The organism is Pantoea sp. E2023-21 (assembly GCF_051302795.1).
In the GTDB taxonomy this organism is placed as follows: Bacteria; Pseudomonadota; Gammaproteobacteria; order Enterobacterales; family Enterobacteriaceae; genus Pantoea; species Pantoea ludwigii_A.
The window spans coordinates 68,698-82,355 of the sequence record NZ_CP195346.1; the positions used below are offsets into that span (position 1 = coordinate 68,698).

A 13,658-nucleotide genomic window follows, 5' to 3' on the forward strand; every position below is an offset into this window, starting at 1 on the left:
GAAAGTTAGAGCGATGTTATGGCATGCTCTCTCGTGTTGCTAAGAGCAAGGTGGATTATCAGCCATTTCGGTACCTTGCTAGTCCTATCAACCGACCAAGCACAAGCAGAAGCTTTCATTCTCTTGCGCGGCGCGCCGAACGCCACTGGTCAAACCGTAAGGCTCCACGCATGAGACACAACGCACTTGTTGTATCACTGCTGATGGCATTACTTAACGCCTATAGCGGTGGTGAGGGTATTAATATCAATACCACCATTAACGCTCCGGTGAACGTGATCCACAGTAAGTGACAGTAAGCCGCCCTTGGGCGGCTTTTTTATTTTCCAAGTGTCTGTTTGCGGAATTCAGTAAATGCGTCAGGTGTTTTATGTGCCGTCAAAGCTTCCTGAACGTCGTTGAAGTATTTTTTTAAAATATCTGTCATCGCCTGGAGAGAGCCAGCTTTAAAGTTGACCTGCTCACCATCTTGAACCAATTCATTTGAAAAAGTGCCCATCAACTCAAATATCTCAGGGATACGCCTATTGTCATTCGAGATGAAACGCGCATCGTTGTGTGCACAAGCGTTACGCAACTTAGTTACTTTCTTAACAGAACTGTAATGATTTGAAGTTTTCATGCCTATTATCTTTCTGGCATATAAATCACAACGCTCAAAACCACTACCTTTGAGATCAGACAACTTGACGGGAGCGTTGTGAATTCTTGCAAAGCCATTGCATAGCTTCTCGAAATCGTGCTCAAGCATGCCATATAACGTCAAGAAGACAGAGCGACGTGTAACGCTGGGATAGTACGATGTGAACATATCATCTAAATCAACAGAGCCGCTATCAAGTCCCATATAATACTCAACTATGTGATAAGCATTATCTTCAGCTGAAATTTCATGCTCTTCAACTTCAGGCCCTTCAGTATGATACTGACTTATATTTGCTTCGATAGAGGCATCAGTTTGCGCATTTAGAGAGGCAATAATTTCAAAGGTCAGGCTTACATCATAGTGTGAAAATTGCATTGGAAGGTTCAATAACGCCTTAAATTTGAACATTTAATATTTCCTATATACGTTGTTTTATCATGGACACTGGATGGTATGTCCTAACAGCGTTGCTGTAATCCAGGCGAACCATATGCATTGATCTGCGCCCTATTCATTATTAAAACGTAATGTTAGCAATGTCCGCTTTTGGCACAAAGCGGACTGACGTAAGATTTATGCTCGCTAAGAGCGAGGAGCGGACTGTTTAGTCGATAAATCAAATCAGATAAAGGAATGCATAATATGACTGAGGAATTTTCGAAGAAAAAGCTTCTTCAGGGAGTAATATTTACCTTATTGATAACCATAGCTACTGGGTTAGGTAACGTTTTGTCTGCATTCTTCATGCTTGACGTAAAGAAGCAGGAAACCGAGGATAATCGGCTTGCAGATGCCAGACGGCGTGCGACTGAGCTGCATTGTACGAAGCTTGAGGAAAGCGCTTCTCTGGCAGCTGAGATTGTTTTCCGTGCTGACAGGGGGTACCCCAACACAGTGACTCTATCTGATATGATGTATGGTGGGAAAACGCCTGCAAAGCGGGTTTCTGATGAAAAAATAAAAGAAGAACAGAAAGATCTGGAACATAAAGTGTTTGGTTTGCTCCCATATCTTCTGCCAGATGAAGCACAGGTAATGGAAAAAGTAACTCTGCAGCATATTGTGGTTACGGGGATACGTACCAGTAAGGTTCCTGCCGAGCGCAGGGCCCCCCGTCGGAAGGCGGCTTCAATTTCAATAATGAAATGAACGAACTCCGGAGTGCCGGGTCGCTGATGGGCCAAATGTTCAGGGAAAAATGCATGAGTATGAGGTAATTCTGAATAGCAATGGCTTCGGTAAACATATTTGTTGTACTTTGGTGTGCTCCATCAACGTTCGCTACTGACACGAAGCGGACGAAGAAGTAAGGTCCACTATGAGCGAAAAGCGGATATTCACATATTAGTTCCGGTGGCCAAATTTAGTGCGCCACTACAGAGTCGATTGACACCTATCCTTTAAATCTGGCCGGCCTATGCATAACAATCTGTTTTTGAAGTCAAGGTTAGGACAGCTCTTCCCGCTTAACTAATGGAACGCTGTAATCAGGTCGAATACTCTTTGAACCCGGCATAGCTCGCATCTCTTGTGGAAAATGCCAGATATTAAAATCCTTATTCGGGAATGTATCGTAATGGAATGAATCCCACCCAAGCAGAGCAGCCATACGTTCAAAGGCAAGCTCCTTAGCCACTGATAGTTCCAGCCGAGGATTAAGATACTTCAAGTACCCAGAGTTTACAGCTCCGGTCAGAATGTCGACAACCTGCAATCCAAGATGATGCTTAGAGTCGTGCATCGTGACAGACTTAACCAGCTTCTTCATCCCTGCCCTCGCCAGCATATTGTTAGCAACAATACCTGTCACTTCATCATTCTTTTTGTACTTATCGATCTTCTGGTCGATGATGACCTCAACGTCACTCCTGATGTGTTTAGCAACGTTCTTAACGAGCATTGTGTACGTCTGGTAAAAAGCCAGCTCCCTGTCCGTCTGCCAGTTGTTGTAGATGTTCTTAACTACAACAATCGAGTGGAAGCAGCACGAGTTCTTAAGCACTATCGCAAGCAGCTCAATGCAGATGTTTGCCTGCCCTGCACTATTCTTAATCTTGGACCACTTCAACTCACCAACAATCCCGTACTTATCTTTTAACTTCTGGACGCGCTCATTGAAGATGTGCAACGTATCTTTACGCACACATAGCAAACCAATGCCATAACAGCGGTCACTTCCTGTCGTACCACTCTCATCGCCAAAAGCCACGTATTCCATACAAATACCCACTCAAAATTTAATGGGTATTTTATGCTCAACCCAAGCGACAGACAATGTTTGTAGGTCTACTCAGGATCATTCAGGTATTTAATGTATCAATACGTTCGCATAATTTACTCATGGTACTTGACGAGCAGGACGAAGGTCTTCTATGAGCGAGCAGCGGACATTGCTAACTGCATTTTGTGTTAATCAACGGGGGAGCACAGGTTTATAACCAGTCCTCGCTTTTGATGCTGACACATACTTGCCTCTGGGGAGGCGAATAAATATCGGAGGTCGGCAGATTGCCGACCCTGCGGTGCGTTATTTAAGATCTAGCTCAGCAATCACCCGTGCAACATCTGCAATATCGCCTGCCGATAGTGGCAACAGAGGACGAGGCAGGCAGTCCGCATCGGTGAGTCCAAGTACGCCTGCAGCAGCTGCAATAACGCGGATACTTCCACCATGTTGACGGAACAACGCCCATAAAGGATTGAGCTTAGTCGTTAAGGCAGTAACACGTTCATTATCGTTAGCTGCTGCAGCCTGGGTAATGCGTTTCGCTGTTTCCGGGAACAAGCCACCGCAAACGGAATACCAAACTTCGCAGCCAGCGTTTAAGCCCAGCCCGGCACAAGCGTCACCGCTAATGCCAATAGTTACGCCTGGACGAAGATGTTGCCGTAGTGCATTAACTCGTTCAGCAGCAGCAATACGGGTATCAGGTACTCCCGGAATTTTAACATTCAGTGACGACAATTGCCCGTGCAATTCATCTGTAAAGGTGAAATGCGTAGTGCCTGGGTTGTCATAAACACAAACCGGTACTGAAACATGTTTGGTAACCGTTTCAAAAAGCGCATAAACCTCTTCATCTCGCAGCGACTGATAACTCACCGCCGGAAGCAGCAGCGCCTCAGCGCCTGCACACTGTGCATCTTCAGCAAGCTGCAAAACGGCATCGGTGCTGAATGCTCCCACGCAAACCATCACCGGAATATCTCCGGCAAGCTCTACTGCCAGCGTTGCGATACGTTTACGCTGTTCCCGGCTCAGATAGGCATAGCTGCCGGTTGACCCCAGAACACCTAATGAATCGACACGGGCTGCCGTTAAACGAGCCAGAATCTTGCTGAACCCGTGTTCATCAATACCGCTGGCAGTGACAGGCGTTAAAGGAAAAGCAGACAAACCGGTGAACATGCAGGTTCTCCAGAATAAAATTAAAGGGTTATTCGCCGATGAGGGTTGTTTTAAACTGCATGCCGGGCATCATTTGTTCAAGGCCATCGGTCAACATTTTGCCAGCTTCATGCAGCTGCTCCAGTGGCATTTGAGGCAGACTTTCAAGAATAAACCACATGTGTTCAGCTTCGACGCTTAAGCGAGTTCTGATCCCCTGCCGCCAGTTCCAGCGGCGACAGGTGACACCGACATCATCACACCAAACGACTTCGCCGGATGAAGGATATTCCACCGCTTGGTCCCCTTCTTTTACCGTGTCGAAAGGTTCAGTGCCTTTAGCCACAATCAGGCGAGGTGTACCCTTATAGGCAGCGATATTTTCTCCACCCACTGGCACGGCATACCGCAGGCTGACGGCGTTATACAGATCAACTATGGGATCAAGTGCTGGCATGGCACCATCGCGCAGTACGCGCTTACGCAGCGCATCAGCAGAACAGGGAGTACGTTTTGGTTTGGCCCCAAATTTCTGAAATACATCGGCCCATGCGGCCAGATGCGACTCGGCCCAATCGGGATCACCTGACAGTACCGTTTCACAGGCGGTTTTCAATGCCGTTTCGGCAACGTGAGGGTTCACCACTGGCGCTGCCTGTACAGAGATACTGAGTGCCCTAAAGTCGGGACATATTTCATATATTTCAGGAGAAATTGACGGAGAGACTATTAACACGGGATAATCCTGTAATGACCATTTTATTGCATAATATCGACCAATGACTAAAAAAGTCAATTTAGTGACCTTCTCCAGTGCAGATGTCAATACAGTTAATGAAGCTGTTGCCCTGCGGATTAAGCAGTTCCGTAAAAATAGGAACATGTCTCTCGATGCGTTATCCCAACGCGCAAACGTCAGTAAGGGCATGTTGGTCGAGATCGAAGGGTGTAAGGCTAATCCCAGCATTGCATTGTTATGCAAGCTTGCGACAACCATGGGTGTGTCAGTAGCTGATTTTGTTGATGTGAGCACCAAACCTGATGTGCATATCATTGCTGATACAGATATTCCTGAACTCTGGAAAGGTGAAAAAGGTGGGAGCGCCAGGCTTCTTGCTGGCTCAGGAGGGCCTGATATGATTGAGCTTTGGCTATGGGAAATGCTTCCGGGTGAGAAGTATGAATCAGCGGGGCATTCATCAGGCACGCTGGAGCTGTTGCATATACAGTCAGGAACACTGACTTTGGGCGTGAAAGAGAGCGTATTTCAGGTAAATGCAGGGTTCTCCGTTACAGCTAAAACTGATGTTCCGCATTTCTACGAAAACCAGGGTAAACACACTTTGAACTTTATTATGACGGTTAATGAAAAAGCTTCATAAGGGTCTTTAGTTTTGCGCCCGGAAACATCCTGATAAGCAAGTCAATGTGCTCATACCGCGCATTTGCAATGTCCGCTTCTGGCACTTAGCGGACGTTGGGTGCCTGGAGGTGTTCTACTTCCAAAATTGCTGTGTTGGCTAGCACTTTGAAATGTCGTAATAAGGCATTCAGCAAAGAGCTCCTGCTGCAGATGCTTCAGGAAATCACAGCCGACGTCTCAGGAAAATAAAACTGGTCGCCTTTCAGGCAGATGAGCGCCTGTACGATAGAGTTTCATCTAAGGGGACTTGCCAGAAAAATCCGCCTCAATAATACTGTATATAAAAACAGTATCAGTTTAAGGAGGATTTTTATGCGTAACGTACAGACGGCACCCGAATTATGGCCAGAGTATCTGCAGGGAGCTGCAAAATGAAACCGGCTACCTGCTCTCGGGACCTGACTCTACTCTGGCCACCTATTTTCGCACCTCGCGTTCGCGTACCGCTCTATGCTGAGCCCTGCGCGGCAGGCTTCCCCCTCCCCCGCGCAGGATTATGTCGAAAAAGAGCTCGATCTCAACGAGCTTTGCATCCGCCGGCGCGCATCGACGTTCTTCGTACGCGCCAGCGGCAATAGTATGCAGGATCTCGGCCTGTTTGATGGCGACGTCATGGTGGTAGACCGTGCAGAAGAGGCCGCGCACCACGACATCGTCATTGCTGAAGTAGACGGCGAGTTCACGGTCAAGCGCCTGCAGCTGCAGCCGTGCCTTGCGCTACTACCTATGAATCCTGCTTACCCCGTCATTTATCCGGAAGAGCTCCAGCTGCTTGGCGTAGTCACCTGGTTTTTCAACAGCACGCGTGCGCGCCGGAGGTAGCTATGCCTATGTTCGGTCTGGCCGATGTGAACTCGTTTTATGCGAGCTGTGAGGCACTCTTCCGCCCAGATCTTCGCGGAAAACCGGTAGTCGTGCTCAGCAACAACGATGGTTGCGTCATCGCACGCAGTGCCGGCGCCAAAATGCTCGGCATCAAAATGGGCGCGCCGTGGTTCCAGATAAAAACCCAGGACTATCCAGAACGCGTACATGTTTTCAGTTCGAATTACGCGCTGTACCACAGTATGTCGCAGCGCGTGATGACAGCACTTGAGGAGATGACACCTAAAGTTGAGCAGTACTCAATTGATGAAATGTTCCTCGATTTAACCGGCATCGATGGCTGCGAAAACTTTGAGCACTTTGGCCGGCGTCTGCGAGCGCACGTACTAGCCACAACGGGCCTGACCGTGGGCGTTGGCATGGGGCCGACGAAAACGCTGGCGAAAAGTGCCCAGTGGGCCAGCAAGGAATGGAAGCAGTTCCGCGGCGTGCTGGCGCTGACGCCCGGCAATCCTGAACGAACCGAAACCCTTCTCCTGAATCAGCCCGTCGAGGAAATCTGGGGCGTGGGACGTCGCATCGGCAAGCGCCTGAACCTGATGGGTATCGAAAACGCTCTGCAGCTGGCGCGAGCGCACCCTGCCATGATCCGCAAAAATTTCGGCGTTGTGCTTGAGCGAACCGTACGCGAGCTCAACGGCGAATCATGCATTCCGCTTGAGGAGCTGCCGCCGGCGAAACAGCAGATTGTCTCCAGTCGCTCTTTTGGCGAACGCATCACCACAAAAGTGGCCATGCAGGAAGCACTCTGCCAGTACGCCACGCGCGCAGCGGAGAAACTCAGAAAAGAGCGCCAGTTCTGCCGGCACGTTGGCGTCTTTATCCGCACTTCACCGCACGCTAAGGATGAGGTGTTCTACGGCAACAGCGCCGGCGAGAAGCTCTCCCGTCCGACGCAGGATACGCGTGACGTCATTGAGGTGGCCATGCGATCGCTGGACCTCATCTGGCTGGAAGGTCGACGTTATATGACGGCAGGCATTATGCTTGATGACTTCACGCCGCATGGCGTCAGTCAGCTGAATCTGTTCGACGAGGATCAGCCAAAAAAAACAGTGCGCAGCTGATGAAGGTGCTGGACGGTATTAACCAGTCCGGGCTGGGGAATCTGTGGTTTGCGCGTCAGGGTGTGAATAATGAATGGAACATGAAACGAGAGCTGCTTTCTCCTGCCTGGACTACAAACTGGAAAGATATCCCTGTAGCGAAGGTTTACTGACTTGTGAAGAAACACTCAGTTGGATTCCCCTCCCCCGCTATTAATCGGTAACTTAAGAAAAACTCATTTGAGCGCATGAGTAAAAGCTCAAATGAGTAAGTATTCAGATGTTTAAATGCATAGTTAAAAGTAACCTGCACCGTAAACCTCAATCACTCAATCACTCAATCACTCAAATGTGTATTTACTCATCTGCAATCATTTATGTACTAGAATTTCATAGGTAGGTTGAATTGCTTTCATCCTCATACACGATACTTGTGCTACTCGAGTCGTCGATTCACCCAGAAGCTGTGAAGTCGAGTGAGGACCACTCGAATCACTTAAATGAGTAATTACTAATTACTGTTTCTAAACGCATAGAGCTTGTGGGCGATACACAAATTTGCAGTTGAACTTAAATACACTTTTCCGTATTTGAGTATTTGAGTATCCTTCCCGAATTCTAATGTTGAGTGCGCAGGATAGAAGTTTCCTAGGTCAGCAGGGCTATTGAAAATTTGAATAAAAGCAAAACACTCAAGTACTCATTTGAGTATTTACAATTAACCTCAAATGAGTACTTGAACAAGTGCTTAATACCGTCGCATGTTTAGCCGAAAAGCACATCTAAAGAGAGACCGGATTAAAGATACTAAAATGAGTATTTACTCATTATCTTTCAACCAGTCGTCAACAAGACTGCTGAGAACATCTGTAATACTAGTGCCTCTCTTGGCGCAGGCTGCCTTAAAACGTGCGTGTTTATCTTCATCGAAATTCACGTTCACACGCTTTTGTTTACCCGAAGCGGGAGGGGCGGCTTGGGACTGAACAATTTTACCGATATCTCTGTGCGTACCAAATGTCATCGTTGGTGACGAGTGCTTTTTCTCAAGTGCCATATTAGTCTCCTTTTATTTGAGTATATGAGTAATTACTCAAATAGGGATATAATTTCTTTTGTAAGGATCTGAATTTCCCCCTGAGCGGCTTTATCCGAGGTATCAAATACGCTTCCGCCTTCAAGGACGGACCTGACGTAACTCTGGCGCTGAGTAATCGCGGTTTTAAGAGATTTAATTCCTGTCTGGCTAATACTCTCTTTAAGAACGCCTAACATGGTTGCCTGTTCAATTTTGCGGGTGATCAAGAATCGCGCCTCAACAGGGCGATTGTACGCCTGAGCTTCAAGAACGGTGACCACAGAACCAGCCGCAGAAAAATCGAGCGGGCTCGGCGTGACAGGAATTATAATCAAATCGCTGACCATGACCGCTGCTGAAGTGATCACAGAAAGCGACCCTGCTCCGTCGATAATTACATAATCGTATTCAGCGAGTTCCTTGCGAACCTGATAGACATCCTTCTCTGATGACGCAGTAAAAACATCAAAGGCGGCTTTTCCAGCGCTGTTCCAGTTAGTCAGACTCATTTGCGGATCGGTATCAACTACTGCAACTTTTTTGCCGCCGTTGGCCAAACAGGAGCTGACATTAATGGTCGCAGTGGTTTTACCAGAGCCGCCTTTAGGATTCAAAAACGAGACGATCTTCATACTCAAAACCTCATTTACTCATATGAGTGAAAGTGTATGTGAGTACACCATAAGTGGATAAAAGTGTAAAGCATCAAATACTCATTTAAGCATTTACTCATTTGAGTATACACACATTACATAACTTACGGTTTTACCTAATTTGAGATAAATGAGGGCACAAATCAGAAAAATTTGAAGGAATGAGGGGCGAAGTAGAGGATTAATTTGAATTAATGCAGCTTCGCTTCTGTGCGTTTGAATCTGCAGGGGTGCTAATTTCAAGAGTTAGACATGATGAGTTTAGATGTATAAATTTTGTTTGTTTAAGTCTTAGTAGTGTTGGTAAACATACTGAATGAAAAACAAGATCAGCACTGTTGTAACAGAGGGTGGGGGGGGGAAAGTCAGGTTCAGCTGAAGAAAAAAATCGAATTCTGTTATTCCTGCAACATAGTCGAGACTGCTTGAACTGGCATTAGGCAATTAACTGAACCTTGCCTCTTACGACACCTCTTTAATCCAAGAATTGGAGAACTGTTCGACAATTTCGCGAGCACAACTGAACTGCAGGCGACATTTGTCGCTTCTAAAGCTTTTCACCTAGTTCTGTTCTGTTTTAGGGATGAGGCGAAGTCCCGCGCCAACGTAGACGCCTTTCGTGAAGCCCGTCGATTGCCAACGATAACATGGCCGGAGTTAAGAAGGGGCGGCATCTGCAATATTACTTCAGTGAAGTTGGACGAGATATTACCTCATTGGTACTAAGTCGTAACAGGCAGAATGGATTGAGACTTTAGGGCTTGCTTATAACTAAATTACGGATGAGGTCCCGCAGGGCCAGTTTATTAAACAAGGAGAATATGTGCTTCCTCTAATCAAAACGCGTAACCGCTACCCTGAGCGAGCAGACGCCATCATAAAGAAGATGCGATCTTACACGAATAGCTCGTTTATGAATTGCCTTTACGCCCACTTTCAGCAGTACAGGAAGTCAGATAAAAGGCTCGTGATGAATTTTCCTTGGTGCTGCTTTCTGGCGCTGAAGTGGAAGTTCAGCGCCGTTCCAAAGGAAGCGGCAGCCGAAATGAGCAGAACAGATTTTGATGCAATTATTAGCCGAATCTACCAACTGCAGGATGAAGCGGCCGATCTCGAAAGAAAAGATGGAATTCTCCTTGAAATGCGACGTATGGTCATCAGCCAGACATTTTACCAAACTGACGTGCGTCTATTCATAATGTCGCTTTCCCGCCAACACGGCTGGTTCTGCGGCAGCGATACGCCCTATTTTAGAGAAAACTTTCGCCGTCTTACTGGATTCAACCTTGACAGCTACTACCGAATGGCGTTTTTCCTGACGCTTTATGTCCACCTCAATGAGCAACAGGAGTCCGGGACCATTTCGGTTGACCGACTTATTGTGTGGATGGTTCCGCTCTTCGGAGTGCAAGAATTGAAAGCATTTCTCCAGCTCGTTTCGCTGCGTCCGGATGAGGTAGGAGAATTTTGCCTGCAGCACCGCCGGGACACACGGACAGCAGAGGAATACTATGAACGAACTCCATTCATACGCAAACCCCTGTACCTGTCAGGCGACACCCTCATTATGTTTTCTAAGCACTTGCTCGCCGCCGGGCTCAGTACCTTGGTTCCTGACCTCCTATGCGAACAACTGCCAGATACTTACGGTCAGAAATTCGGAAAAGTGGTTGAACGTTACCTCGAGGATCATCTGCGCAAAAATTACAGTAACCTGATCAATGAGAAAGAACTTCTGGGTCTGTACAAACGTTTCGGCATGACCGGGAAGGTGGTGGATTATCTCATTAAGGAAGGTGATGCCTATGTTTACATTGACTCAAAGGCGGTCAGCCCGCACCGGCATCTAAGGGAATCGGCCAGCGTTCTTCCGCTACAGAACAAAATCAAAAGTAATCTTGTTGAGGGACTGCAGAAGGCAGAGAAATGTGCAGCCATTATCAACGGAATTGAAGGTCGACCCGCAAGTATTAAGGACTCCGCTATCATAGTGGTACATCAGGATCACTTTATTTCCACCGGCAGATTTATCGCGGCGAATATTCAGCCTGACGTTTTTGATAATCTACGGAGTGATATCGGGTACCTTCCGGTGCCTGAGGAGCGTATTTATTATCTTACGGTAGACGAGTTTGAAACATTGACTGATGTATGCCGCATCCACAACCTGACCCTTACTGAGATCATTGACCGCTGCGCCGAGGCAGACAGCGTCCCCCTGACGCAAAAAATGAATTTTTATATGCACCTCACAGGTATGCTCCCGCATGATTATGCCCGACGGGGTGAGGAGGAGAGCGCACATAGTACGCTGCTTTCCGGCTTTGCTGACTGCATGCGACAGTCAGCAGCGATCTGGGACGGAAAAGTTGAAACGTTTATGCAGATCAAACAGGAGCTTCTCCGAAAGGACTGACTTATGAGTCAATGAAAGTTTGGCTCTGCTTCTGCCGAAACCGGTGTAATCACGGTAAGACAGATAGATGACTGTCCAAACTGGTACATAATAAAGTACTGCTATTTGGGGATTTACTGCATATCTCTCAACGCTCGCCGCAGGTCATGACCGAGCCCGCTCGCGAATGACCGAGGAAGCGTAACGTCACCCGCATCTGCATTTTCTGCTTACGCCCGGTGCTTACCCCAGGAAGGGGTTATGCACACTGTCCACAGGGCTAAATTTTAAATGACTTTTCAGTATTTTAGGCTTTTTAGGCTTTTTAGCGCGCGGCCAGCCCTTGGTGTGCGCGGCCTGAACCGGATCCTTAATGGGATCCTGCACAACTCCGAATGGGGGGCGCCGCAACTTAACGTGGGATCGGAGGCATCTTCAGATGGGAAATGCATCAACACGCTGTGGGAAAGACATCAAGTTTCAAATCTGTTTATGCACATGTTGATAAGTGCGGGATCAGGTGTTGCAATTTTCTCTCCTGATGCGAATATGGGTAATTATTTTTTTACCCACAAAGGCTTTGGATGAGCACTATCTCGCTGAAAAGTTTTAAAAAAAAGGTAAGCATCAAGCAATCCAATGAGCTTACGGAAGCAGCCTATTACCTTCCTCTTCAGGCAAAGCGCGTACTGTGGCTGTGCCTGATGCAGGCCTATTTCAGCGAGGCTTCCGAAGATCTTGAGTCTGATGTATTGCCCCTCTTCAGCGTAAGCGTCTCCGACTACGTAAAGTATTTTAACGTGGCTACCGCGGTGGCCAGCCGGGATGTAAAGGCCGGCGTGAAGGCGCTGGGTGAGTCCACCGTGACGTTTTATCCAAGGGACGGAGAGTTTGAGCAGGTTACGCGTCCGTGGCTTTCTGAGGCGGGCATGAAGCGTGGCAGGGGCTCATGGCAGATCGAGTTTAACTACAAGGTGATGCCTTTCCTGGTGGGCCTGTCCTCTCAGTTCACCACGTATTCCCTCTATGACTGTGGCCAGCTTAACAGCGTGAAGGTCATCCGCCTTTATGAGAGCCTGTGCCAGTTCCGCAGCACCGGCACGTGGGTAACGGATCATGAGTGGCTCTGTGAGCGGTTTATGCTCCCGGACTCGCAGCGGTCGAATAAAGCGGAGATGAAGCGAACCTTCCTTGAGCCGGCTATCAAAAAAATCAACGAGAAGACGCCGTTACGGGTCAGCTACCGCACCCAGGACGACGGCCGGCTGCTGTTCAGCGTGATGGATAAGCCGCTGGCCATCAGCTGACGGGCTGCGGCATCGCAAAAGTTGACCTTTTTCCCATACGGCTCTGAAGTTGATGCATTTCCCACAATAACGCTGCTCTGAACTTGATGCGTTTCCCATACGGGCCTGACGCTCCCCTCTGAAAACATGACCTTTTTCCCACAGTTTGCTGACGCCGGACGGGATTTTCCGCGCACGCTCGCGTAAACCTGACCTGTTTCCCACACCGGCAGCCCCGTAAAAGCGCGGATCCGCGTCTTCGCGCCTGCAGCGCGGCAAAGTTGATGTATTTCCCACAGTCAGCTACCCACACAGCACGCTCCGGAACAAACGTGATGTCTTTCCCACATGCTGACCGGGCGGGGTTTGAGGTCACGGCTGATCGCCGGCAACATGATGTCTTTCCCATAACACCCTCACTGAAACATGACCTGTTTCCCATACGGGGCGCCAGAACATCCTGCCGGCAACCTGATTTCACCGCGTCTTCTATGCGCCGCGCCGTGATGTGCAGCGCGGCCGGCAACGTTATTGAAAAGTTAAGCGCGGGGCCGGCAGGGCAGCACCTTCTCTCCGGCGCTGCAGAGTAAGAACCGCTAGCCCGAATTCACTGCGTCCCCCCGCGCGGTATCCTTATGGCAGGTGACCGGGCCCACTGCAGGTTAATCAGAAAGCCATCCACGACCTGGCTGCTCTCCCGGGTGCAGGAGATGATGCCGTTGCGCCGCATCGCCTCGAGTACCGCCATGACGTCCTCAGGTGGCCACGCGTCCGGAAACCAGCTTACGGAACAGATTTTATTCGCGTATCGCGTGCCGAGCTTTTCCCGGCAGCGTGCCAGAATAGCCGACCGGAGTT

At 48.4% G+C, this 13,658-nt stretch carries 11 protein-coding genes and 2 pseudogenes; 7 read left to right on the plus strand and 6 right to left on the minus strand.

Annotated elements, in window-relative coordinates; genetic code table 11:
* Positions 1–170 precede the first annotated feature (170 nt).
* The gene (locus tag ACRQ84_RS23110; protein ID WP_483818659.1) at positions 171–293 is read left to right on the plus strand and encodes a hypothetical protein; all 123 of its coding nucleotides are present in this window, start codon (positions 171–173) and stop codon (positions 291–293) included.
* Positions 294–319: 26 nt separating this feature from the next.
* Here ACRQ84_RS23110 and ACRQ84_RS23115 read toward each other — a convergent pair whose 3' ends face one another.
* Positions 320–1,054 carry a hypothetical protein gene (locus tag ACRQ84_RS23115; RefSeq protein ID WP_483818660.1) on the minus strand — a complete coding sequence of 245 codons (735 nt, stop codon included), beginning with the start codon at positions 1,052–1,054 and terminating at the stop codon, positions 320–322.
* A gap of 234 nt (positions 1,055–1,288) precedes the next feature.
* On the opposite strand from ACRQ84_RS23115, the gene ACRQ84_RS23120 reads away from it, so the two are divergent.
* Positions 1,289–1,795: a hypothetical protein gene (locus tag ACRQ84_RS23120; protein WP_483818661.1), complete on the plus strand. Its 507-nt coding sequence runs from the start codon at positions 1,289–1,291 to the stop codon at positions 1,793–1,795.
* A gap of 298 nt (positions 1,796–2,093) precedes the next feature.
* Here ACRQ84_RS23120 and ACRQ84_RS23125 read toward each other — a convergent pair whose 3' ends face one another.
* The 3 genes from ACRQ84_RS23125 to ACRQ84_RS23135 form a co-directional block, all read right to left on the minus strand.
* Complete coding sequence (locus ACRQ84_RS23125) at positions 2,094–2,864, minus strand: DUF3800 domain-containing protein (RefSeq protein ID WP_483818662.1); 771 nt, start codon at positions 2,862–2,864, stop codon at positions 2,094–2,096.
* Positions 2,865–3,173: 309 nt separating this feature from the next.
* Positions 3,174–4,055, minus strand: coding sequence for a dihydrodipicolinate synthase family protein (locus tag ACRQ84_RS23130; protein ID WP_483818663.1), 882 nt, complete (start codon positions 4,053–4,055; stop codon positions 3,174–3,176).
* A gap of 28 nt (positions 4,056–4,083) precedes the next feature.
* Complete coding sequence (locus ACRQ84_RS23135; protein ID WP_483818664.1) at positions 4,084–4,770, minus strand: B3/B4 domain-containing protein; 687 nt, start codon at positions 4,768–4,770, stop codon at positions 4,084–4,086.
* A gap of 43 nt (positions 4,771–4,813) precedes the next feature.
* Here ACRQ84_RS23135 and ACRQ84_RS23140 point away from each other — a divergent pair, with 43 nt between their 5' ends.
* The 3 genes and pseudogenes from ACRQ84_RS23140 (at position 4,814) to umuC (ending at position 7,561) form a co-directional block, all read left to right on the plus strand.
* A complete protein-coding gene (locus ACRQ84_RS23140; protein ID WP_483818533.1) occupies positions 4,814–5,416 on the plus strand; it encodes a helix-turn-helix domain-containing protein in 603 nt (200 codons plus the stop codon).
* A gap of 412 nt (positions 5,417–5,828) precedes the next feature.
* Positions 5,829–6,279: pseudogene (gene umuD / locus ACRQ84_RS23145) on the plus strand (translesion error-prone DNA polymerase V autoproteolytic subunit).
* An 8-nt stretch (positions 6,280–6,287) separates the two neighbouring features.
* A pseudogene (gene umuC, locus ACRQ84_RS23150) lies at positions 6,288–7,561 on the plus strand (translesion error-prone DNA polymerase V subunit UmuC).
* A 647-nt stretch (positions 7,562–8,208) separates the two neighbouring features.
* On the opposite strand, the gene ACRQ84_RS23155 reads toward umuC, so the two are convergent.
* On the minus strand, positions 8,209–8,445 hold the full coding sequence (locus ACRQ84_RS23155; protein ID WP_436333357.1) for a plasmid partition protein ParG: 237 nt from the start codon (positions 8,443–8,445) through the stop codon (positions 8,209–8,211).
* 32 nt (positions 8,446–8,477) lie between these two features.
* On the minus strand, positions 8,478–9,098 hold the full coding sequence (locus ACRQ84_RS23160; protein WP_436333356.1) for an AAA family ATPase: 621 nt from the start codon (positions 9,096–9,098) through the stop codon (positions 8,478–8,480).
* Between the two features lie 844 nt (positions 9,099–9,942).
* Here ACRQ84_RS23160 and gapS1 point away from each other — a divergent pair.
* Positions 9,943–11,535: a GapS1 family protein gene (gapS1, locus tag ACRQ84_RS23165; RefSeq protein ID WP_483818534.1), complete on the plus strand. Its 1,593-nt coding sequence runs from the start codon at positions 9,943–9,945 to the stop codon at positions 11,533–11,535.
* A gap of 563 nt (positions 11,536–12,098) precedes the next feature.
* A complete protein-coding gene (locus ACRQ84_RS23170; protein WP_285088965.1) occupies positions 12,099–12,821 on the plus strand; it encodes a replication initiation protein in 723 nt (240 codons plus the stop codon).
* The last annotated feature ends 837 nt before the right edge of the window (positions 12,822–13,658 follow it).